This window comes from Streptomyces sp. ITFR-16 (assembly GCF_031844705.1).
Lineage (GTDB): Bacteria > Actinomycetota > Actinomycetes > Streptomycetales > Streptomycetaceae > Streptomyces.
The window spans coordinates 6,547,282-6,569,798 of sequence record NZ_CP134609.1 but is presented as its reverse complement, the minus strand read 5'-3'; the positions used below and the strand labels follow the sequence as shown (position 1 = coordinate 6,569,798).

General features: G+C 70.4%; 17 protein-coding genes. 7 read left to right on the top strand and 10 right to left on the bottom strand.

Annotated features, from left to right (window positions below; all coding sequences use genetic code 11):
• Positions 1-142 precede the first annotated feature (142 nt).
• Together RLT58_RS29140 and RLT58_RS29135 are read right to left on the bottom strand one after the other, a co-directional pair.
• On the bottom strand, positions 143-1,048 hold the full coding sequence (locus RLT58_RS29140; RefSeq protein ID WP_311313339.1) for a tRNA (adenine-N1)-methyltransferase: 906 nt from the start codon (positions 1,046-1,048) through the stop codon (positions 143-145).
• A gap of 69 nt (positions 1,049-1,117) precedes the next feature.
• Positions 1,118-2,368 carry a site-2 protease family protein gene (locus tag RLT58_RS29135; protein WP_311314690.1) on the bottom strand — a complete coding sequence of 417 codons (1,251 nt, stop codon included), beginning with the start codon at positions 2,366-2,368 and terminating at the stop codon, positions 1,118-1,120.
• Between the two features lie 170 nt (positions 2,369-2,538).
• On the opposite strand from RLT58_RS29135, the gene RLT58_RS29130 reads away from it, so the two are divergent.
• A complete protein-coding gene (locus RLT58_RS29130) occupies positions 2,539-3,384 on the top strand; it encodes a RecB family exonuclease (protein ID WP_311314689.1) in 846 nt (281 codons plus the stop codon).
• A gap of 9 nt (positions 3,385-3,393) precedes the next feature.
• Positions 3,394-4,065, top strand: a complete 672-nt coding sequence (locus tag RLT58_RS29125; protein WP_311313338.1) for a response regulator — start codon at positions 3,394-3,396, stop codon at positions 4,063-4,065.
• A gap of 33 nt (positions 4,066-4,098) precedes the next feature.
• Here the strand turns inward: RLT58_RS29125 and RLT58_RS29120 are convergent, their stop codons facing one another.
• The 3 genes from RLT58_RS29120 to metH all read right to left on the bottom strand — a co-directional run bounded on the left by RLT58_RS29120 (position 4,099) and on the right by metH (position 10,396).
• Positions 4,099-5,700 carry an ABC transporter substrate-binding protein gene (locus RLT58_RS29120; protein ID WP_311313337.1) on the bottom strand — a complete coding sequence of 534 codons (1,602 nt, stop codon included), beginning with the start codon at positions 5,698-5,700 and terminating at the stop codon, positions 4,099-4,101.
• A 362-nt stretch (positions 5,701-6,062) separates the two neighbouring features.
• The gene (locus tag RLT58_RS29115; protein WP_311313336.1) at positions 6,063-6,764 is read right to left on the bottom strand and encodes an HAD family hydrolase; all 702 of its coding nucleotides are present in this window, start codon (positions 6,762-6,764) and stop codon (positions 6,063-6,065) included.
• A gap of 119 nt (positions 6,765-6,883) precedes the next feature.
• Complete coding sequence (metH, locus tag RLT58_RS29110; protein ID WP_311313335.1) at positions 6,884-10,396, bottom strand: methionine synthase; 3,513 nt, start codon at positions 10,394-10,396, stop codon at positions 6,884-6,886.
• 237 nt (positions 10,397-10,633) lie between these two features.
• Here metH and RLT58_RS29105 point away from each other — a divergent pair, with 237 nt between their 5' ends.
• The 5 genes from RLT58_RS29105 (at position 10,634) to RLT58_RS29085 (ending at position 16,470) form a co-directional block, all read left to right on the top strand.
• Positions 10,634-11,398 (top strand): IclR family transcriptional regulator, encoded by a 765-nt coding sequence (locus tag RLT58_RS29105; RefSeq protein ID WP_311313334.1) that lies wholly within the window; start codon positions 10,634-10,636, stop codon positions 11,396-11,398.
• A 232-nt stretch (positions 11,399-11,630) separates the two neighbouring features.
• Positions 11,631-12,422: an MIP/aquaporin family protein gene (locus RLT58_RS29100; RefSeq protein WP_311313333.1), complete on the top strand. Its 792-nt coding sequence runs from the start codon at positions 11,631-11,633 to the stop codon at positions 12,420-12,422.
• Between the two features lie 59 nt (positions 12,423-12,481).
• Positions 12,482-14,023, top strand: coding sequence for a glycerol kinase GlpK (gene glpK / locus RLT58_RS29095; protein ID WP_311313332.1), 1,542 nt, complete (start codon positions 12,482-12,484; stop codon positions 14,021-14,023).
• Positions 14,024-14,029: 6 nt separating this feature from the next.
• Positions 14,030-15,643 carry a glycerol-3-phosphate dehydrogenase/oxidase gene (locus tag RLT58_RS29090; RefSeq protein WP_311313331.1) on the top strand — a complete coding sequence of 538 codons (1,614 nt, stop codon included), beginning with the start codon at positions 14,030-14,032 and terminating at the stop codon, positions 15,641-15,643.
• A 155-nt stretch (positions 15,644-15,798) separates the two neighbouring features.
• Positions 15,799-16,470, top strand: coding sequence for a FadR/GntR family transcriptional regulator (locus RLT58_RS29085; RefSeq protein ID WP_311313330.1), 672 nt, complete (start codon positions 15,799-15,801; stop codon positions 16,468-16,470).
• Positions 16,471-16,512: 42 nt separating this feature from the next.
• Here RLT58_RS29085 and RLT58_RS29080 read toward each other — a convergent pair whose 3' ends face one another.
• From RLT58_RS29080 to RLT58_RS29060, 5 genes are all read right to left on the bottom strand, one after another.
• Positions 16,513-17,565 carry an ABC transporter permease gene (locus tag RLT58_RS29080; RefSeq protein WP_311313329.1) on the bottom strand — a complete coding sequence of 351 codons (1,053 nt, stop codon included), beginning with the start codon at positions 17,563-17,565 and terminating at the stop codon, positions 16,513-16,515.
• Complete coding sequence (locus tag RLT58_RS29075) at positions 17,562-19,082, bottom strand: sugar ABC transporter ATP-binding protein (RefSeq protein ID WP_311313328.1); 1,521 nt, start codon at positions 19,080-19,082, stop codon at positions 17,562-17,564. Before RLT58_RS29075 ends, RLT58_RS29080 begins: the two co-directional genes overlap by 4 nt.
• Positions 19,083-19,084: 2 nt before the next feature.
• Entirely contained in the window at positions 19,085-20,125 is a 1,041-nt protein-coding gene (locus tag RLT58_RS29070; protein WP_311313327.1) for a sugar ABC transporter substrate-binding protein, read from the bottom strand.
• Between the two features lie 96 nt (positions 20,126-20,221).
• The gene (locus RLT58_RS29065) at positions 20,222-21,001 is read right to left on the bottom strand and encodes an SDR family NAD(P)-dependent oxidoreductase (RefSeq protein ID WP_311313326.1); all 780 of its coding nucleotides are present in this window, start codon (positions 20,999-21,001) and stop codon (positions 20,222-20,224) included.
• Positions 20,998-22,335 carry an enolase C-terminal domain-like protein gene (locus tag RLT58_RS29060; RefSeq protein ID WP_311313325.1) on the bottom strand — a complete coding sequence of 446 codons (1,338 nt, stop codon included), beginning with the start codon at positions 22,333-22,335 and terminating at the stop codon, positions 20,998-21,000. The genes RLT58_RS29065 and RLT58_RS29060 overlap by 4 nt, the downstream gene beginning before the upstream one ends.
• Between the last annotated feature and the right edge of the window lie 182 nt (positions 22,336-22,517).

Genomic DNA, 22,517 nt, shown 5'->3' with positions numbered 1-22,517 from the left:
TCGCGGCGGATCGTGCCCCGGGCACGCCGATTCCCGGGCGGCCCGCCCCGGGCCCTGCCTTTCCCGGAACGCGAGGACGCCGCCGCCGAGTTCCCGGGTCGGTCCGGGAACTCGGCGGCGGCGCCGGTCTGTTGCGCGACGGTCAGTCGCGGTCGGAGCCGCTGCGGCTGCCGGGTCCGTCGTAGTCCTCGCCGTAGGCGCCCTTGGAGGGGCGGCGGCGGCGCGGCGGGGCCTGGACCCCGTCGGCGAGCCTGCGGGCGGTGACCAGGAAGCCGGTGTGGCCGATCATGCGGTGGTCCGGGCGCACGGCGAGACCCTCGACGTGCCAGTTGCGGATCATCGACTCCCAGGGCTGGGGCTCCGCGAAGCAGCCGATCTCACGGATGGACTCGACCGTCCGGGAGAGCTGCGTGGTCGTCGCGACGTACGCGCACAGGATGCCGCCGGGCACCAGGGCCTTGGAGACGACGTCCAGGCACTCCCAGGGGGCGAGCATGTCCAGCACGACCCGGTCCACGTCGGTGTCCGTGAGGTTGTCCTGGAGGTCGCCGACGGTGAGCTGCCAGGCGGGGTGCGGGCTGCCGAAGTAGCGCTCGACGTTCTGCTGGGCGATCTCGGCGAAGTCCTCGCGGCGCTCGTAGGAGTGCAGCATGCCGTGCTCGCCGATGGCGCGGAGCAGGAACGTGGAGAGCGCGCCGGAGCCGACGCCGGCTTCCACGACGCGGGCGCCGGGGAAGATGTCGCCGAAGGCCAGGATCTGCCCCGCGTCCTTGGGGTAGACCACGGCGGCGCCGCGGGGCATGGACAGGACGTAGTCGGGGAGCAGGGGGCGCAGCGCGAGGTAGGCGACGTTTCCCGTGGTACGGACAACACTGCCCTCGGGAGCACCGATCAGCTCGTCGTGCGGGAAAGAACCCTTGTGGGTGTGGAAGTTCTTTCCGGCTTCGAGCGTGAAGGTGTAGTGGCGTCCCTTGGGATCGGTGAGCTGGACCTGGTCCCCGACCTTGAAGGGCCCGCGTCGGCGGGCGGCACCGGTCGGTTCAGACATGTGACCAGCGTACCGGTGTTTCCGGGGCCGCCGACCGCTCGCCCGTACGGGCGTACGGGCGTGCGGGCCTCAGGCGGCGGGGCGGGCCATGGCGGCGACGAACGCCCGCTCGACGTCGGCGGTGGACAGCACCCCGTAGATCTCGCCGGTGTCCTCGACGACGAGGTACTCGGTGGCGGGGCTGGCCTTGAGGCGGTCCAGGAGCGCTTCGCCGGCGAGTTCGGCGGAGACCCTCATGCCGTCGGTGAGGTCCTGGGCGAGGCCGCTGACGGCGACCCAGGGGCGGCGGTGCTCGGGGACGGCGACGATCGCGGCCTCCCGGACGACGGCCTTGGGCTCACCGTTGCCGTCGACGACGACCAGGGCGCGGGCGCCGGCCTCGTTGGCCCGGCGCAGTGCCTCGGAGAGCGGGGTGGCGGCCTCGACCGGGACGGCGCGCCGGGTGAGGCTGCGGGCGCGCAGGTCGGGGAGGTGTTCGCGGAGCCGGGCCATGCGCAGGCTGTTGCCTGCGCCGGTCCAGATGATGGCGGCGAGGATCGCGGCGAGCAGGGCGTCGGTGACGGTGTCCATGCCGCTGATGTCGCTGGTGTCGTTCCCGAGGAACCCGGTCTGGGTGACGAGCGGGAGGCCGACGAGGGTGCCCACGGCGAGGGCGCGGCCGACCCAGGCGGCGGCGACGGTGCCGCTCATGGGGCGGCCGGTGATCTTCCAGACGACCGCGCGGAGCATGCGGCCGCCGTCGAGCGGGAGCCCCGGCAGCAGGTTGAAGGCGGCGACGATCAGGTTGGAGATCATCAGGCCGCCGAGCAGGACGGCCGGGACGGTGCCGCGTTCGACGAACTTCAGGGGGACGTAGAAGACGCCGGCGAGGACCAGGGAGAGCAGCGGGCCGACGAAGGCGAGGACGAATTCGCGGCCCGGGGTCTCGGACTCCTTCTCGATCTCGGAGACGCCGCCGAAGAACTGGAGCTGGATGCGGCGGACCGGGAGCTTGTAGCGCAGTGCGGCGACCGTGTGCGCGAGCTCGTGGACGAGTACGGAGGCGTAGAAGGCGATCGCGAAGAAGAGGGCGACCAGGTAGCGGGCCGCGCCGAGGTCGGGCAGCACGCGGTCGAGCTGGCCCCCGAAGACCCAGGTGATCAGGGCCGCCACGAGGAACCAGCTGGGGGCGACGTAGACGGGCACACCGAAGGGGCGGCCCATGAGGATGCCGCCGCCGGGTTCGTCCCGGCGCCGGGGCGCGTCCTTGCCGGGGCCGCCGCCGGGGTCCGTTCCCCCTGGGCCGGGCTGCGGCCGCCCGCTGTCGCCGCTCTCGTCCACGAGGTCCCTTCGGTCGGTGCCGTCCGGCACGATGATGCAGTGTGCGAGGGTCTGTGGTCGATGGTATGCCGGTTGTTGTCGGTGGCGGGTCGTAGGGTCGTGCCATGACCTCAGTGCCGCGGCCCGCTCAGCCCCCGTCGTCCCTGTCGCCCTCGCGGGCGAGCGACTTCATGCAGTGCCCCCTGCTGTACCGCTTCCGGGTCATCGACAAGCTGCCGCAGAAGCCCAGTGAGGCGGCTACCCGGGGCACGCTGGTCCATGCGGTGCTGGAGCGGCTCTTCGACAACCCGGCGGTGGAGCGCACCCCCGGCCGGGCGACGGCACTGATCCCCGGGCAGTGGGACCGGCTGCTGGAGTCGAAGCCGGAGCTGGCGGAGCTGTTCGCCGAGGATCCGGAGGGCGAGCGGCTCTCGGCGTGGCTGGCGCAGGCGGAGCGGCTGGTGGAGCGCTGGTTCTCGCTGGAGGATCCGACGCGGCTGGAGCCGGCCGAGCGCGAGCTGTTCGTCGAGACGGAGCTGGAGTCGGGGCTGCGGCTGCGCGGGGTGATCGACCGGATCGACGTGGCACCGACGGGCGAGGTCCGGATCGTCGACTACAAGACGGGGAAGGCGCCGCGTCCGGAGTACGCGGAGGGCGCGCTGTTCCAGATGAAGTTCTACGCGCTGGTCGTCTGGCGGCTGAAGGGCGTGGTGCCGCGCCGGCTCCAGCTGGTCTATCTCGGCAGCGGTGACGTGATGACGTACGACCCGGTGGTGGCGGACCTGGAGCGGGTGGAGCGCAAGCTGCTCGCGCTGTGGGAGGCGATCTCGCTGGCGACGGAGACCGGGGAGTGGCGGCCGCGGCCGACGAAGCTGTGCGGCTGGTGCGACCATCAGGCGCTCTGTCCGGAATTCGGCGGGACTCCCCCGGTCTATCCGCTGTCGGTGCGCCCGGCGGAACCGGCGCAGGATGACCAGGGCAGAATGGACCGCGTCCGGGCCGAGGCCGGCCGGTCGGTGGCCGTTGAAGGACATTGAGGAGTTCCTGTGGCAATCCGCGTCCTGCTGGTCGATGACCAACCGCTGCTGCGCACCGGCTTCCGGATGATTCTGGAGGCGGAGGGCGATCTCGCGGTGGTGGGTGAGGCCGGTGACGGCCTCCAGGCGCTCGACCAGGTGCGGGCGCTGCAGCCCGATGTGGTGCTGATGGACATCCGGATGCCGCGGATGGACGGGGTCGAGGCGACGCGCCAGATCACCGGCCCCGGCCGGGACGGTCCGGCGAAGGTGCTGGTGCTGACCACCTTCGACCTCGACGAGTACGTGGTGGAGGCGCTGCGCGCGGGGGCGAGCGGCTTCCTGCTGAAGGACGCCCCGGCCGATGAGCTGGTGCAGGCGATCCGGGTGGTCGCGGGCGGCGAGGCCATGCTCGCCCCGAGCATCACGCGCCGGCTGCTGGACAAGTACGCGGACCATCTGCCGTCCGGCGAGGAGCCGGTGCCGGACACCCTGCACACGCTGACGGACCGCGAGGTGGAGGTGCTGAAGCTCGTCGCGCGCGGCCTGTCGAACGCGGAGATCGCCGCCGATCTCTTCGTCAGCGAGACCACGGTGAAGACGCATGTGGGCCATGTGCTGACGAAGCTGGGGCTGCGCGACCGGGTGCAGGCCGCGGTGTACGCGTACGAGAGCGGACTGGTGCGCCCCGGCGCCCAGTGAGTGACGGGGGCCGGGGCGGGGTGTCCCGGCCGGTCAGCCGGTGCCCCGGCCGAGCTCCCACAGGTGGATGTCGGCGGAGGAGTTGACCGCCCATTCGACGCCGGTGAGGCCGTCCAGCGAGGCGACGTACTGCTTGCCCTGCCAGACGGGGAGGACGGGTACGTCCTCGGCGACGATGTCCTGGAGGTGCTTGAAGGTCGTGGCGACGGCGCTGCGGTCGGGCTCGCGGCGGGACCTCGGGATGAGGGTCTTCTGCGCCTCGGTGGACCGGTAGGGCGAGTTGAGGAAGTTGTCCTCGTCGAGGAACGGCGCCGTGTAGTTGTCCGGGTCCGGGAAGTCGGGGAACCAGCCCATGCCGTAGACGCCGTAGTCGCCGCGCACCTCGGCGGGGCGGTACTTCGCCCAGGGGGTGCCCTTGATGTCCACGTCGAAGAGTCCGGTGGCGTTGAGCTGCTTCTTCAGCATCCCGAACTCGGTGGCGGTGGCCTGGCCGTAGTAGTCGCTCGTGTAGTGCAGGGTGAAGCGCACGGGGGTGTGGATCCCGGCGTCCTTCAGGATCGCGGCGGCCTTGGCGGCGCTGGGCTCGCCGTACTTGTTGAAGAACGAGTTGGTGTGCGCCGTGATGCCGGACGGGATCAGTGAGTACAGCGGCTCGGCCGTGGTGCCGTAGACCTCGCTCGCGATCTGGCCGCGGTCGATGACCTGGGCCATGGCCTGGCGGACCGCCTTGTTCTTGACGGCGGGGTCCTCGGTGTCGAATCCGAGATAGCGGATGGCGAGTCCCGGCATCTCGGTGAGTTTGACGCCGTCCTCGGGTTTCGCCAGCATCTGCTGGGCCTGCTCCGGCGACATGGTGCGGGTCATCATGTCGATCTTCTTCTCGCCGAGCGCCTTGCCCATGGCGGTGGCATCCGGGAAATGGTCGAGTTCGACCCGGTCGTTCAGCACCTTGAGGCTGCCCTTGTAATGCGGGTTCCTCGTGAAGACGACCCTGACGATCTGATCGTCCTTCACTTCGGGCTTCATGGTGTACGGGCCGGAGCCGTCCACCTGGAATCCGTCACGGGCCGAGTCCGCCGGGTATTTGTCGCGCGGGACTATTCCGGCGGGCGGGGTGGCGAGCTTGTACGGGAAGGTGGCGTCGGGGGCCTTGAGGTGGAATACGACCTCGCGGTCGCCCCTGGTCTCGACGGTGTCGATGTTGTTGAGGAGGGCGACCGGCCCATTGGCGGACTTGATCCGGATGACGCGGTCGATGGAGTACTTGACGTCATCGGCGGTGACCGCGCTGCCGTCGGCGAACGTGAGGCCGGCCCGCAGCCGGCAGCGGTAGCTCTCGTTGGCCGTGTCGGTGAAGGTGCAGCTCTCCGCGGCCTCGGGGACCGGCTGGCCGCCGCCGCGCGGGATGTTCATCAGGGTCTGCACGGTCTGCCGCAGGACGTTCCAGACGCCTGCCTCGTAGCCGATGGCGGGGTCGAGCGGCGCCGGGGCTTCCTTCGAGGCGACGAACTGGTCCGTGGTGCCGACGACGATGGCGCCGTTGCCACCGCCCCCCGCCTCCGTCGCGCCGCACGCGGCGAGTACGGGCGCGAGCAGGCCCAGGACGGCCGGCAGCACCAGAGTCTTGCGGTTCATCTTGGCCGTTCTCCCTCATGCGTTCATGGAGAAAACGACATTAGTAGCCGCCGCCGACCGCGCCGGACCGGCTCCGTCCGCTTCGTAATCGCCGGGCATCGGGGCGTCGTCGGGACGCTCTTTCGACTTCCGGAAGGTTTCGTACACCGATTCATCAACCGGGACACTTCGGTCCGCCGTTGCGAACATTTGGGCGGACCTTGACGCCCTTCATGCGGCCATTCGAGTGAGAAAGGTCACGGGGTGACGCATTCACGCTTTTGTCATGCACGCGACTTTCCCACACGGCGGCCCGACATAAAGCGCACGGTTCGCCGCGAGAGCTTTTCCATTCATTCACAGAAATACTCTCGGTGTACGGCTCAATTCATTCCGGTGATCAGGCCCCGGAGAAATGCGAGATCGACTTCCTCGAGGGAACTCACGACCACGCGGCCGGTGGCCGGTGCGATCGGGGACACCGACGGCACGGCGACCACCCGGCATCCCGCGGCCTCCGCTGCGGCCACACCGGTCGCGGTGTCCTCGACGACGGCGCAGAGCCGGGGATCCGCCCCGAAGCCCTTTGCGGCGGTGAGATACGGCTCGGGGTGCGGCTTCGTCCGGGTGACCTCGTCGCCCGCGACCGTGAGCGCGAAGTGGTGGCTGCCCACCGACTCCAGCACCCGGTCGATGATCCGCCGGTGCGAGGCCGAGACGAGGGCGGTGGGGATCCGGTGCCTGCCCAGCTCCTCCAGCAGCCGCGCGGCGCCCGGCATCAGCGACACTCCCTGGCCGATGCACTTCTCGAAGCGGTCGTTGAGCAGCACGGTGAGCTCGTCGAGCGTGATGTCGGCCCCGGTGGCCTCCATGAGGTATCCGGCGCTGCGGGTCATCGGCCCGCCGACGACCACGTCCTTCCACGCCTCGTCCAGCCGGTGTCCCAGCTCGGCGAAGACCTCCACCTCGGCCTGCCACCAGAAACCCTCGGTGTCGACCAGGGTGCCGTCCATGTCGAGGAGGACCGCCTGCAGGGCGGCGCCCTCGGCCGTACGCGTCAGGGACGCGGGGATCGTACTGGTCATCCGGCACACCTTCCATGAGGGACGCGAAGGCCGGCCGCCATTCCCGGAGGGAGGGCGACCGGCCTGCACTGGACCGACAAGTGTACGACGCGTCCCGCTACCGCGCGTCGAACGCGGTCCTACCGCGCGTTGAAGTACTTCGCCTCCGGGTGGTGGATGACGATCGCGTCGGTGGACTGCTCGGGATGGAGCTGGAACTCCTCGGAGAGGTGGACACCGATCCGCTCCGGCTGGAGCAGGTCGGCGATCTTCGCCCGGTCCTCCAGGTCGGGGCAGGCGCCGTAGCCGAGGGAGAAGCGCGCGCCCCGGTACTTCAGGGCGAACATGTCCTCGACGTCCGAGGGATCCTCACCCGCGAAGCCCAGCTCCGAGCGGACCCGGGCGTGCCAGTACTCGGCGAGGGCCTCCGCCAGCTGGACGGACAGGCCGTGCAGCTCCAGGTAGTCCCGGTAGGCGTTGGCCTCGAAGAGCTTGGCGGTCTCGCCGCCGATCCTGGAGCCGACCGTGACGACCTGGAGGCCGATCACATCGGTCTCGCCGGACTCCTCCGGGCGGAAGAAGTCCGCGAGGCAGAGCCGGCGGCCGCGGCGCTGGCGGGGGAAGGTGAAGCGGGTGCGCTCGGAGCCGTCCTCGTGGAGCAGGATCAGGTCGTCGCCCTTGGAGACGCACGGGAAGTAGCCGTAGACGACGGCGGCTTCCAGCAGGTTCTCGGTGTGCAGCTTGTCGAGCCAGCCGCGCAGATGCGGGCGGCCCTCGGTCTCGACCAGCTCCTCGTACGTCGGTCCGTCACCGGCGCGGGCCTGCTTGAGGCCCCACTGCCCCTTGAAGAGGGCGCCCTCGTCGAGCCAGGAGGCGTACTCCTTGAGCTGGATGCCCTTGATGACCCGGGTGCCCCAGAACGGCGGGGTGGGGACCGGGTTGTCGACGGCGACGTCCGAGCGGACGCCCTCCTCCGGCTCCTCGACCTCCAGGACGGCGGTCTCCCGCTTGGGGACGCGCCGCTGCTTGAGCTCGGGGAGCGTGGCGCCGGGGACGCCGCGCTTGACGGCGATGAGCGCGTCCATCAGCCGCAGCCCCTCGAACGCGTCGCGGGCGTAGCGGACCTCGCCCTCGTAGATCTCGTGCAGGTCCTGCTCGACGTAGGCCCTGGTCAGGGCGGCGCCGCCCAGGATGACCGGGTACTCGGCGGCCAGCTTGCGCTGGTTCAGCTCCTGGAGGTTCTCCTTCATGATCACGGTGGACTTGACCAGGAGGCCGGACATCCCGATGACGTCCGCCTTGTGCTCCTCGGCGGCGTCCAGGATGGCGGAGACGGGCTGCTTGATGCCGATGTTGACGACGTTGAAGCCGTTGTTGGACAGGATGATGTCGACGAGGTTCTTGCCGATGTCGTGGACGTCACCGCGGACGGTGGCCAGGACGATGGTGCCCTTGCCCTCGGCGTCCGACTTCTCCATGTGCGGTTCCAGATAGGCCACCGCGCTCTTCATGACCTCGGCGGACTGGAGCACGAAGGGCAGCTGCATCTGGCCGGAGCCGAAGAGCTCGCCGACGACCTTCATGCCCTCGAGCAGGGTGTCGTTGACGATGTCGAGGGCCGGGCGGGTCTGGAGCGCCTCGGCGAGATCGGTCTCCAGGCCGTTCTTCTCGCCGTCGATGATGCGGCGCTGGAGGCGCTCGTCGAGCGGCAGGGCGAGCAGTTCCTCGGCCTTGCCCGCCTTCATCGACTTCATGTTGACGCCCTCGAAGAGCTCCATGAGCTTCTGCAGGGGGTCGTAGCCCTCGGCGCGGCGGTCGTAGATGAGGTCGAGGGCGACCTTGACCTGCTCCTCCTCCAGCCGGGCGATCGGCAGGATCTTCGAGGCGTGCACGATGGCGGAGTCGAGGCCCGCCTTGACGCACTCGTCGAGGAAGACGGAGTTGAGCACGACCCGGGCGGCCGGGTTGAGGCCGAAGGAGATGTTGGACAGACCGAGGGTGGTCTGCACGTCGGGGTGGCGCTGCTTGAGCTCGCGGATGGCGCCGATGGTGGCGATGCCGTCCTTGCGCGACTCCTCCTGACCGGTACAGATGGTGAAGGTCAGGGTGTCGATCAGGATGTCCGACTCCTGGATGCCCCAGGTGCCGGTCAGGTCAGCGATGAGCCGCTCGGCGATGGCGACCTTGTGCTCGACGGTGCGGGCCTGGCCCTCCTCGTCGATGGTCAGGGCGATCAGCGCGGCGCCGTGCTCGGCGGCCAGCTCCGTGACCTTGGCGAAGCGCGAATCGGGTCCGTCGCCGTCCTCGTAGTTCACCGAGTTCAGGACCGCGCGGCCGCCGAGCTTCTCCAAGCCGGCGCGCAGCACGGGCAGCTCGGTGGAGTCCAGGACGATCGGCAGGGTCGAGGCGGTGGCGAAGCGGCCGGCCAGCTCCTGCATGTCGGCGACGCCGTCGCGGCCCACGTAGTCGACGCAGAGGTCGAGCATGTGCGCGCCCTCGCGGATCTGGTCGCGGGCCATCTCCACGCAGTCGTCCCAGCGGGCCTCCAGCATGGCCTCGCGGAACTTCTTCGAGCCGTTGGCGTTCGTCCGCTCGCCGATCGCGAGGTACGAGGTGTCCTGGCGGAACGGGACGGTCTGGTAGAGCGAGGCGGCGCCGGGCTCGGGGCGCGGGTCGCGCGGGGTGAGGGCGGCGCCCCGGACGCGGTCGACGACCTGGCGCATGTGCTCCGGAGTCGTACCGCAGCAGCCGCCGACCAGCGAGAGGCCGTACTCCTGGACGAAGGTCTCCTGGGCGTCGGCCAGTCCCTCGGCGTCCAGCGGGAAGTGCGCCCCGTCCTTGGTGAGGACCGGGAGGCCGGCGTTCGGCATGCAGAGCAGCGGGATACGGGAGTGGCGGGTGAGGTAGCGCATGTGCTCGCTCATCTCCGCCGGACCGGTCGAGCAGTTCAGACCGATCATGTCGATGCCGAGCGGCTCCAGGGCGGTCAGCGCGGCGCCGATCTCCGAGCCCAGCAGCATGGTGCCGGTCGTCTCGAAGGCCAGCGAGCACAGCAGCGGCAGGTCGCTGCCCAGCGCCTCCAGCGCGCGCCGCGCGCCCAGGACGGCGGCCTTGGTCTGCAGGAGGTCCTGGGTCGTCTCCACGATCAGCGCGTCCGCGCCGCCGGCGATGAGGCCCTCGGCGTTCGCCTGGAAGCCGTCACGGATGGTGACGTACGGGACATGGCCGAGGGTCGGCAGCTTGGTGCCGGGGCCCATGGAGCCGAGCACCCAGCGCTGCTGTCCGGTGGACGCGGTGAACTCGTCGGCGACCTCGCGGGCGATGCGCGCGCCTGACTCGGAAAGTTCGTGGACCCGCTCGGGAATGTCGTACTCGCCGAGGGCCGCCGTGTTGGCTCCGAAGGTGTTCGTCTCGACACAGTCCACGCCGACGGAGAAGTACTCCTCGTGCACGGAGCGCACGATGTCGGGCCGGGTGAGATTCAGGATCTCGTTGCAGCCCTCGAGGTTCTCGAAGTCCTCGAGCGTGGGGTCCTGTGCCTGGAGCATGGTGCCCATGGCACCATCGGCCACCACGACTCGGGTGGCGAGCGCCTCACGGAGGGCTGCGGCTCGGTTCCGGCTGTCGGCGGAAGGGGTCGGCAACGAGGCCATGGATGTGCTCCCTGGGATGCGACGGCTGTCGGCTTTGCGTCTTCGGCGGAAGGCGCACCCGGCCAGGGTAGCCGGGCGGCGTCCCCGGCCGTCACTCTGTCCCACGAGCCGGACTGCATGCTGTTCGCGGGAGTGTCCGGGCCGACGGGGTACCGCAGACTTCCGTTGCGATGGAGCACGGGTCGGCATCGGCCGATAGTGTTCAGCATTGTCGAACGAGTGGAGGAGTACGGCGCGATGGCCAAGAACATCCAGTCGCTGGAGCGGGCGGCCGCGATGCTGCGTCTGCTGGCAGGCGGTGAGCGGCGGCTGGGACTGTCCGACATCGCCTCCTCACTGGGCCTGGCCAAGGGCACCGCACACGGCATCCTGCGCACGCTCCAGCACGAGGGCTTCGTCGAGCAGGACGCGGCGTCCGGCCGCTACCAGCTGGGCGCGGAGCTGCTGCGGCTCGGCAACAGCTACCTCGACGTCCACGAGCTGCGGGCCCGCGCCCTGGTCTGGACGGACGACCTGGCCCGCTCCAGCGGCGAGAGCGCCCATCTGGGCGTCCTGCACCAGCAGGGCGTCCTGATCGTGCACCACGTCTTCCGGCCCGACGACAGCCGGCAGGTCCTGGAGGTCGGGGCCATGCAGCCCCTGCACTCCACGGCGCTGGGCAAGGTGCTGTGCGCCTACGACCCGGTCGCCCACACGGAGGTCCTGGAGGCCGAGCGGCAGTCGTTCACGCCCCGCACCGTCACCGATCCGGATGAGTTCGAGTCGCTGCTCGACCTGATCCGGGCCCGGGGCTGGGCCGCCGACGTGGAGGAGACCTGGGAGGGGGTGGCCGCGGTGGCCGCCCCGGTCCACGACCGGCGCCGGATGCCGGTGGGAGCCGTCGCCGTCACCGGTGCGGTGGAACGGGTCTGCAAGGACGGCGAGCTGCGCCCCGAGCTGGTGGCGGCGGTGCGGGACTGCGCCCGGGCGGTCTCGCGGGATCTGGGCGCCAGGCGCTTCTGAGCGACCTGCGGAATCATCGGGTAACGATCGAGTCATAGGCCACACACCTCTTGACGCTGCATTCACCCGGGAGAAACACTGCCGTTCATCGGTCGGCATTGTCGAACAACTAACGGAAACAAGCGTTAGGGTGTGACAGGGCCAAGGGCCGGCAACGCCCTCCCACGAGGGCGCGGACCACCGGAGGGACCCGGGGTTCGGCTTCCCTGGACGAAGGACAAAGGAGTCGCGGGTGTCCAGCTCCGACATCTTCATCGGCGAGACCATCGGTACCGCCGTACTCATCCTGCTCGGCGGCGGTGTCTGTGCCGCCGTCACTCTCAAGCACTCGAAGGCACAGAACGCCGGCTGGCTCGCCATCACCTTCGGGTGGGGTTTCGCGGTGCTGACCGGCGCGTATCTGGCAGGTGGCGTATCCGGCGCGCATCTCAACCCGGCCGTCACTCTCGGCCTCGCGATCGAGGGCGGCACCAAGTGGAGCGACGTACCGCTCTACCTCGGCTCGCAGCTCCTCGGCGCGATGATCGGCGCGGTGCTGGTCTGGCTGACCTACTACGGGCAGTTCCGGGCGCACCTCACCGATCAGGAGATCCTGACCGCCCATTCGGGTGAAGAGGGCATGGTCGACAAGGCCGCGGCCCCCAAGGCCGGCCCCGTGCTCGGCATCTTCTCGACGGGTCCCGAGATCCGCAACGCCGTACAGAACGTCGTCACCGAGGTCATCGCCACCGTCGTACTGGTGCTGGCGATCCTCACCCAGGGCCTCAACAACGAGGGCAACGGACTCGGCACGCTCGGCGCGCTGATCACCGCCCTCGTCGTCGTGGGCATCGGCCTCTCGCTCGGCGGGCCGACGGGTTACGCGATCAACCCGGTTCGCGACCTCGGTCCGCGTATCGTGCACGCGCTGCTTCCGCTGCCGAACAAGGGCGGTTCCGACTGGGGTTACGCCTGGATCCCCGTCGTCGGCCCCCTCATCGGCGGCGCGATCGCGGGCGGGCTCTACAACCTCGCCTTCGCCTGAGCCGCAGTGCGGAGCCCAGCCGTCATCCCCACGACCACACAGACTTCCGGGAGCACACCGTGACCGACGCACACACCACCGGCACCCACGGCACCGGGCCGTTCATCGCGGCCATCGACCAGGGCACCACCTCCAGCCGCTGCATCGTCTTCGACAAGGACGGCCGGATCGTCTCCGTCGACCAGAAGGAGCACGAGCAGATCTTCCCGAAGCCGGGATGGGTCGAGCACGACGCGGCCGAGATCTGGGAGAACGTCCAGGAGGTCGTCGCCGGAGCCATCGTCAAGGCCGGCATCACCGCCGCCGACGTCAAGGCGATCGGCATCACCAACCAGCGCGAGACCACGCTCCTGTGGGACAAGCACACCGGTGAGCCCGTCCACAACGCCCTCGTCTGGCAGGACACCCGCACGGACGCGCTCTGCAAGGAGCTCGGCCGCAACGTGGGCCAGGACCGCTTCCGCCGCGAGACCGGGCTGCCGCTCGCCTCGTACTTCGCCGGGCCCAAGGTCCGCTGGCTGCTCGACAACGTCGAGGGGCTGCGCGAGCGCGCCGAGCGCGGCGACATCCTCTTCGGCACCATGGACTCCTGGGTCATCTGGAACCTGACCGGCGGCACCGACGGCGGCGTCCACGTCACCGACGTCACCAACGCCTCGCGCACCCTCCTGATGAACCTGCACACCATGGCGTGGGACGACAAGATCCTCGCCTCCATCGGCATCCCGGCGGCCGTGCTGCCCGAGATCCGCTCCTCGGCCGAGGTCTACGGCAACGCCAAGGGCGGCGTGCTCGACGGCGTGCCGGTGGCCTCCGCGCTGGGCGACCAGCAGGCGGCGCTGTTCGGCCAGACGTGTTTCGCCGAGGGCGAGGCCAAGTCCACGTACGGCACCGGCACCTTCATGCTGATGAACACCGGCGAGACGCCCGTCAACTCCTACAACGGGCTGCTGACCACGGTCGGCTACCGCATCGGCGACCAGAAGCCGGTGTACGCCCTGGAGGGGTCGATCGCCGTCACCGGTTCGCTGGTGCAGTGGATGCGCGACCAGATGGGCCTGATCCAGTCCGCGGCCGAGATCGAGACCCTGGCCTCCTCGGTCGAGGACAACGGCGGCGCGTACTTCGTGCCGGCCTTCTCCGGCCTGTTCGCCCCGTACTGGCGCCCCGACGCCCGCGGTGTCATCGCCGGTCTCACCCGCTACGTCACCAAGGCGCACATCGCCCGTGCCGTGCTGGAGGCGACCGCCTGGCAGACCCGCGAGATCAGCGACGCCATGACCAAGGACTCCGGCGTCGAGCTGACCGCGCTCAAGGTCGACGGCGGAATGACCTCCAACAACCTGCTGATGCAGACGCTCGCCGACTTCCTGGACGCGCCCGTGGTGCGCCCCATGGTCGCCGAGACCACTTGCCTCGGCGCCGCCTACGCCGCCGGCCTGGCCGTCGGCTTCTGGCCCGACACCGACGCGCTGCGCGCCAACTGGCGCCGGGCCGCCGAGTGGACCCCCCGCATGGACGCGGACACCCGCGCCCGTGAGTACAAGAGCTGGCTCAAGGCCGTGGAACGGACCATGGGCTGGCTCGAAGACGAGGAGTAGACAACAATGACCACCCTGCAGAGCGTCCCCGCCCTCGGGACGCACCCGGCCGCCGGCTCCCTTCCGAGCCGCGCCGAGACTCGGGAGCAGCTCTCCAAGGCGACGTACGACCTCCTGGTGATCGGTGGCGGCATTCTGGGCATCTCCACCGCCTGGCACGCCGCGCAGTCCGGGCTGCGGGTGGCCCTGGTGGACGCCGGCGACTTCGCCGGCGCCACCTCCTCCGCCTCCTCCAAGCTGCTCCACGGCGGTCTGCGCTATCTGCAGACCGGCGCGGTGAAGCTGGTCGCGGAGAACCACTTCGAGCGGCGTGCGGTGTCGCGCCAGGTGGCCCCGCACCTGGCCAATCCGCTGACCTTCTACCTGCCCGTCTACAAGGGCGGGCCGCACGGCGCGGCGAAGCTCGGCGCCGGTGTGTTCGCGTACTCGGCGCTCTCCGCCTTCGGTGACGGCGTCGGCCATGTCATCAGCCCGGCGCGGGCGCAGCGCGATGTGCCGGAGCTGCGTACGGAGAATCTCAAGGCCGTCGCGGTCTACGGCGACGACCAGATGAACGACGCGCGGATGGCGCTGATGACCGTCCGCGCGGCGGTCGACGCGGGGGCGGTCGTGCTCAACCACGCGGCGGTGACCGGGCTGCGGTTCACCAGGGGCCGGGTGACGGGCGCGGACCTCCAGGACCGCACGGACGGCACCGAGTTCGGCGTCACCGCCCGGCTGGTGCTCAACGCCACCGGTCCGTGGGTGGATCACCTGCGCAAGATGGAGGACCCGAACGCGGCGCCCTCCATACGCCTGTCCAAGGGCGCGCACCTGGTGCTCAAGCGCACCCGCCCGTGGAAGGCGGCGCTGGCCACGCCGATCGACAAGTACCGCATCACGTTCGCCCTGCCGTGGGAGGACATGCTGCTCCTCGGCACGACGGACGAGGAGTACGAGGGCGATCCGGCGGATGTCGCGGTGACCGAGAAGGACACCGCGCAGATCCTGGACGAGGCGGCGTTCTCGGTCCGCGACCAGCAGCTGTCGCGGGATCTGATCACGTACTCCTTCGCGGGGCTGCGGGTGCTGCCGGGCGGGCCCGGTGACACCTCCAAGGCCAAGCGCGAGACGGTGGTGACCGAGGGCCGGGGCGGGATGCTGTCGGTCGCGGGCGGCAAGTGGACGACGTTCCGCCACATCGGCCGTACGGTGATGAACAAGCTGGCCGCGCTCCCCGGGCACCCACTCGCACAGGACATGGAGCCGATGGCCCGGCTGCCGAAGAAGCTGCCGCTGCCGGGGATCGCCAACCCGAACGCGGTCGCGCACCGGCTGCTGGTCGACGGGGGCACCCCCGGTCCGCGGATGGCCGCCGACACGGCACGGCACCTGGCCACGCACTACGGTTCGCTGTCCTTCGACATCGCCCGGCTGGCCAACGAGAACCCCGCGCTCGCCGAGCGCATCCACCCGGACGCGCCGGAGATCTGGGCCCAGGTCGCCTATGCGCGGGACCACGAGTGGGCCGAGACCGCGGACGACGTGCTGCGGCGCCGGACGACGCTGACGATCCGGGGCCTGGCGACGGACGAGATCCGGGCCGGGGTGGAGTCGGTGCTCGGCGACCGCAGGAGCTGAGCCGGTCCACGGGTGGGGGCGGCGTCCGGGGGGACGCCGCCCCCACCTGCGTGTGCCGTGTGTGCGGATTCACCGTCCGGGTTGGTCCGAAGGGCGTACCGGCCGCCTCCGGGGACGCATAATGGGCCGATACATCGGATGTCTGGAGGTCGCCCATGGCTGTCACCGACGAGGCCATCGAGAAGATCAAGGGAATGATCGTCTCGGGTGCGCTACGGCCCGGCGATCGTCTCCCCAAGGAGAGCGAACTCGCCGCGGAGCTGGGCCTGTCCCGCAACTCGCTGCGGGAGGCGGTGCGCGCGCTGTCGCTGATCCGCATTCTCGATGTGCGCCAGGGCGACGGCACGTATGTCACGAGCCTCGATCCGCAGCTGCTGCTGGAGGCGCTGAGCTTCGTGGTGGACTTCCACCGCGACGACACGGTGCTGGAGTTCCTGGCGGTCCGCCGCATTCTCGAACCGGCCGCGACCGCGATGGCGGCGAGCCGGATCAGCGAGGAGCAGCTCGACGCGCTCAGCGCCCAGCTGGACGCCCTGGGCGAACACCCGTCGGTGGAGGAGCTGGTGGCCTGCGACCTCGAATTCCACCGCGGGATCGTGCAGTCGTCCGGGAATTCGGTGCTCTGCTCGCTGCTCGACGGTCTCTCGGGGCCGACGACGCGGGCGCGGGTCTGGCGCGGTCTGACCCAGGAGGACGCGGTGAGCCGCACGCTGCACGAGCACCGGGCGATCGTCTCGGCGCTGCGGGACCGGGACGCGGAGGCGGCGCGGTCGTGGGCGACGGTGCATGTGGCCAGCGTGGAGCAGTGGCTGCGCTCCACGCTGTAGCGGCGCGGTGGGAAGGGGCCGGCGGCCCCTTCCCACCCGCCCTCAGTCCTGCTTCTCGCCGCTGGCGAAGCGGGAGATGACCAGGGCGACGATGATGATCGCGCCGTTGAGGAACTGGTTCCACAGGGCGGGGACCCCGCCGAGCGTCATCACGTTGACCACCAGTTGCAGCGTCAGTACGCCGGTCAGCGCGCCGAACAGGGTGCCGCGCCCGCCCTTGAGGCTGATCCCGCCGATCACGGCGGCGGCGAACACCTGGAAGATCCAGCCGTTGCCCTGGGTCGCGGCGACCGCCCCGTAGTGGCCGGTGTAGAGGATGCCGGCGAAGGCCGCCAGCAGTCCGCCGACGGCGAGCACGATCCACGTGACCCGGTCGACGCGGATGCCGGCGGCGCGGGCCGCTTCCGGGTTGCCGCCGATCGCGTACAGCGAGCGTCCGTGGCGCAGCCAGGCCAGCGCCGCGCCGCCGGCCGCGAAGAGGACCAGACAGATCCAGACGGCGGCCGGGGCGCCGAACCACGAGGTCTTGCCGAGGTAGCGGAAGGACTCCGGGACGTCGGTGATGGACTTGCCCTCGGTGATGCCGATGTGGAGTCCGCGCAGCATGGTCAGCATGCCGAGCGTGGCGATGAAGCCGTTGACCCGCAGCTTCAGCATCAGGAAGCCGTTGACGGCGCCGATGGCGAGCCCGACCAGCAGACAGAGCGGGATCGCCGACCAGGTGGGGAGCAGCCCGAGGCCGGCGAAGCGGCCGCCCTCGGTGGGCAGCACCAGCCACATGGCGACGACGGGCGCGATGCCGATCGTCGATTCGAGCGAGAGGTCCATCCGGCCGCAGATGAGGATCAGCGCCTGGCCGAGGACCAGCAGGCTGAGCTCGGAGGACTGCTGGACGACGCTGATGAGGTTGTCGGAGGTGAGGAAGACCGGCGAGACGATGAAGCCGATCAGCATCAGCACCAGGATCACCGGCACCAGCGAGAAGTCGCTCCACCGGATCAGCTTCAGCCGGCTCAGCGGACCGCTGTCACCACCCGCGCCCTTCAGTGTCCCGTTGAAGTCGTCGGCCGTGGACGGCCGTAGCGTGCCGGTCATTCCCTCTCCCCCACACCTTCCATGGCGGCGACGAGTTCCCCGTCGGTCCACCCGCTTGCGAATGTCGCCACGACCCGCCCGTGGAACAGGGCGAGCACCCGGTCGCAGACCCGCAGGTCGTCCAGTTCGTCCGAGACGACGACTGCGGCGTTGCCCTCGTCGGCGACCCGCCGCACGACGCCGAGGAGCGCGTCCTTGGACTTGACGTCCACGCCGGCGGTGGGCCGGACCGCCACCAGCACACTGGGCTCACGGGCCAGCGCGCGGGCGACCACCACCTTCTGCTGGTTGCCGCCGGAGAGCCCGGAGACGGGCTGCTCGGGCCCCGTGGTCTTGATGTCCAGCGAATCGATCATGCTCCGGGCGAACTCCCGGGTACGGGAGGGCAGTACGGTCCCCCACGGGCCGAGCTGGTCCGCGACCGTGAGCGTGGCGTTCTCGGCGACGCTGCGGCCGAGGACGAGGCCCTGGTCGTGCCGGTCCTCGGGGATGTAGCCGATCCCGGCGGCCAGGGCGTGCGGCACGCTGCCGGAGCGCACGGCCCTGCCGCGTACCCGTACCGTGCCGCCGCCGGCCTTGCGCATGCCCGCCAGGACCTCGCCCAGCGCGGTGTTTCCGCTGGCCGCGGAGCCGGCGAGACCGAGCACCTCTCCGGGGCGCACCTGGAGGTCCAGCGGCTCGAACCGGCCCTCCAGAGTGAGCCCTTCGGTGCGCAGGACGGGCTCGGCCTGGCTGTCGCCGGGGGCGGCGGTCCCGGCCGCGTGCCAGGCGACGGCCCCGGCCGCCTTCTCGCCGGTCATGGCCGCGACCAGGTCCGTCTTGGTGACCTCGGCGACCGGGGCGGTCAGGACGTGGCGGGCGTCGCGGTAGACGGTGACCGCCGAGCAGAGCTCGTACACCTCCTGCAGGTGGTGGGAGATGAACAGGAACGCCACTCCCTGGCTCTGCAGTTCCCGGAGCTTGTCGAAGAGCCGTCCGATGCCCCGGGCGTCGAGCTGCGCGGTGGGCTCGTCGAGGATGATCAGCCGGGCGCCGAAGGACAGCGCGCGGGCGATCTCGACGAACTGCCGCTGCTCGACCGCGAGATCGCGGGCCCGGGTGTCGGGGTCGACCTGCACGCCGTACTCCGCGAGGAGCGCCTGTGCGCGTCTGCGCAGCCGGCCCCAGCTGATCCAGCGGGCCCCGTCGTCGAACCGGTTGAGGAAGAGATTCTCCGCGACCGTCAGATCGGGGACGACCATCGACTTCTGGTAGACGCAGGCGACCTTCGACTGCCAGGCCGCGGTGTCCCCGAAGGCGGGCGCCGGCTCGCCGCCGAAGGCGACCGTGCCCGCGTCCGCCCTGTGGAGTCCGGTCAGTACGCTGACCAGCGTCGACTTGCCCGCGCCGTTGCGGCCGACGAGGGCGTGCGACTCGCCCGGCCGCACGGTGAGCTTCACCCCGTCGAGCGCGACGGTCGGCCCGAAGCGTTTGACGACGCCTTCCGCCTGTACGGCGGGCGGTGGTGCCTGGTCCATGGCTAGCTCTTCTTCTCCAGCTGGTTGGCCCACAGCTTCGGGTCGTCGACGTTGTCCTTGGTCACGAGCGGCGCGGGGAGCTGGTCCTCGAAGCCGTTCGGGATCTTGATGATGGTGGAGTCGTGGTCGGTCGGACCCTCCTTGAAAGTCTTCCCGTCCAGCGCCGCCTTGGCGTAGTACAGGGCGTACTTCGCGTACAGGTCGGCGGGCTGGGAGATGGTGGCGTCGATCTTCCCGGCCTTGATGGCGTCGAACTCCTCCGGGATGCCGTCGTTGGAGATGATGGTGATGTGGCCCGCCGTACGGGCCGGCTTCAGCAGCTTCTTCTGTTCCAGGAGCGCGAGGGTGGGCTGCAGGAAGACCCCGCCGGCCTGCATGTAGATGCCGTTGATGTCGGGGTGGGCGGCCAGGGTGGACTGGAGCTTGGCGGAGGCGACGTCGCCCTTCCAGTCGGTGGCCAGCTCGAACACCTCGATGTCCGGGAAGTCCTTGTCCATGCACGCCTTGAAGGCCTCGGAGCGGTCGCGGCCGTTGATGGAGGACAGGTCGCCCTGGAACTCGACGACCTTGCCCTTGCCCTTGAGCTGCTCGCCGAGGTACTTGCAGGCGTTGGTCCCGTACGCCTTGTTGTCGGCGCGCACCACCATGTAGACGTCGCCCTTGTCCGGGCGGGTGTCGACGCTGATGACCGGGATCTTCTTCTCGTTCAGCGTGTTGAGCGACTCGGCTATCGCGCCGGTGTCCTGCGGGGCCATCACCACGGCCTTGGCGCCCTGGTCGCTGAAGGTCTGGACGTTGGCGACCAGCTTGCCGATGTCGTTCTGCGAGTTGGTCAGCGGCAGCGCCTCGACCTCGCCGTCCTTGACGCCCTTCTGGACGTAGTTCTGGTAGGAGTTCCAGAAGTCGCTGTCGCTGCGCGGCAGGTCGATGCCGACCTTTCCGCCGCCCGCGCCGCTGTCCGACGATTCGCGGTTGCAGCCCGCGAGGGCAGTGACGGCCAGCAGTACGGCGCAGGCGGCCGCACTCGTCGTACGCACTCTCATTGGTGTCCCGTTCCTTTGTGGAGTACCGGCTCGAAGCTCTGATCGCGTTGCGGCGGTGCGTGGTGCGGGTGGTGCGGCTCGGGCCCGGGGCCCCGGTCAGCTGCCGGCGGGGCGCAGGCGCAGTCCCTGCATCCCGCCGTCGACCGCCAGCGCCGTGCCCGTCACGGAGGCCGCGGCGGGGCCGGCGAGGTAGACGATCGCGGCGGCCACCTCGTCGGCGGAGACCAGCCGGCCCAGCGGCTGGCGGGCGTCGAGGGCGGCGCGCTCGGCGTCCGGGTCCTCGGCCCGGCCCAGCAGCCGGCCGATCCACGGGGTGTCGGCCGTACCCGGGTTGACACAGTTGACCCGGATGCCCTCGCGGACGTGGTCGGCGGCCATGGCGAGGGTCAGCGAGAGGACCGCGCCCTTGCTCGCGCTGTACAGAGCACGCTGGGGCAGCCCGGCGGTCGCGGCGATGGAACAGGTCTGGGTGATCGAGACGGCCCCGGGGCGTTCGGCGACTGCGGCGCGCAGATGGGGCAGCGCGTGCCGGGCGGTGCGGACCATGCCGAGGACGTTGACGTCCAGCACCCGGGCCCATTCGGTGTCGTCGTTGTCCTCGACGGTGCCGATGGAGCCGATGCCGGCGTTCGACACGAGCGTGTGCAGGGAGCCGAGCTCGGCGGCGGCCCGGTCCACCGCCGCGCGCACGGCGGCGTCGTCGGTGACGTCCGCCTCGACGGCGAGGGTGCCCTCCGGCGCGCCCTTGGTGTCCCGGTCGAGGACCGCGACGCGCGCACCGCGCTCCAGCAGCAGGGTGGCGACGGCCGCCCCGATACCGGAGGCACCTCCCGTCACCAGGGCGTTCATCCCCTCGAAGTCGCGTGTGCCGGTCATCGGGCGTCCTCCTCGGTGGTGCGGCGGGCCTGCCAGACGGGGCCCTCCGGATAGCGGTGTGCGGCGATCGACTCGGGGCGCATCCGGGCGGAGAAGCCCGGGGACACCGGGGCGGTGTAGCGGCCCGCCTCGATCACGGTGGGGTCGACGAAGTGTTCGTGGAGATGGTCGACGTACTCGATCACCCGGTCGTCCCAGGTGCCGGAGACCGCCACGTAGTCGAACATCGACAGGTGCTGGACCAGCTCGCACAGCCCGACCCCGCCGGCGTGCGGGCAGACCGGCACGCCGTACTTGGCGGCGAGCAGCAGGATCGCCAGGTTCTCGTTGACGCCCGCGACCCGGGCCGCGTCGATCTGGACGAAGTCGACCGCGCCCGCCTGGAGGAGCTGTTTGAACACGACGCGGTTGGCGACGTGTTCGCCGGTGGCGACCTTGACCGGCTGGCCGGCCCGGACGGCGGCGTGGCCCAGGATGTCGTCGGGACTGGTCGGCTCCTCGATCCAGTGCGGCTCGTAGGGCGCGAGCCGGTTCATCCACTCCACCGCGTCGGCGACGTCCCAGCGCTGGTTGGCGTCGACGGCGATCCGCACGTCGGTGCCGACGGCCTCCCGGGCGAGGGCCATCCTGCGGACGTCGTCGCCGATGTCGCCGCCGACCTTCAGCTTGATCTGGGTGAAGCCGTCGGCGACGGCCTCCTTCGCCAGCCGGACCAGCTTGTCGTCGGAGTAGCCGAGCCAGCCGGGCGAGGTGGTGTAGGCGGGGTACCCCTCGGCCCGCAGCCGCTCGGCGCGGGCGGCCCGGCCCGGCTCGGCGCCGCGCAGGATGGCCAGCGCCTCGTCGGGGGTGAGCGCGTCGGTGAGGTAGCGGAAGTCGACGAGGGAGACCAGGTCCTCCGGTGTCATCTCCGCCAGGAACTGCCAGACGGGTCTGTCCGCCAGCTTCGCCGCCAGGTCCCAGGCCGCGTTGACGACCGCGCCGGCCGCCATGTGCATCACGCCCTTCTCGGGCCCCAGCCAGCGCAGTTGGGAATCGTGGGTGAGCTCGCGGTACAGGGCGCCGAGCGCGGCGGCGGTACGGGGCACGGGGCGCCCGGTGAGATGGGGCCGCAGGGCCTCGATGGCGGCGGCCATCACCTCGTTGCCGCGTCCGATGGTGAAGCAGAAGCCATGTCCCTCGGCACCGGCGCCGGCGCCGTCCCGGGCGTCGGTGCGCAGGACGACATAGGCCGCGGAGTAGTCGGGGTCGGGGTTCATGGCGTCCGAACCGTCCAGTTGTTCCGAGGTCGGAAACCGGATGTCGTGGACCTCGAAATCCGTGACGGTCTGACTCATGTGCGCCCCCAGGGGAAATAACATCGGACCTCTGCTCTGGTCATCCGATGTATAGCTCCCTGAAGCGCCCAACGTCCAGAGCCGGGCCGAAAAATACCCCCACAGCTCGGATGTCTTGCGAGACTGATGCCCCTATTCGGCCGGTGATGCACCCCGGTGGCCCGGGTTCACCCGGCCGTGCC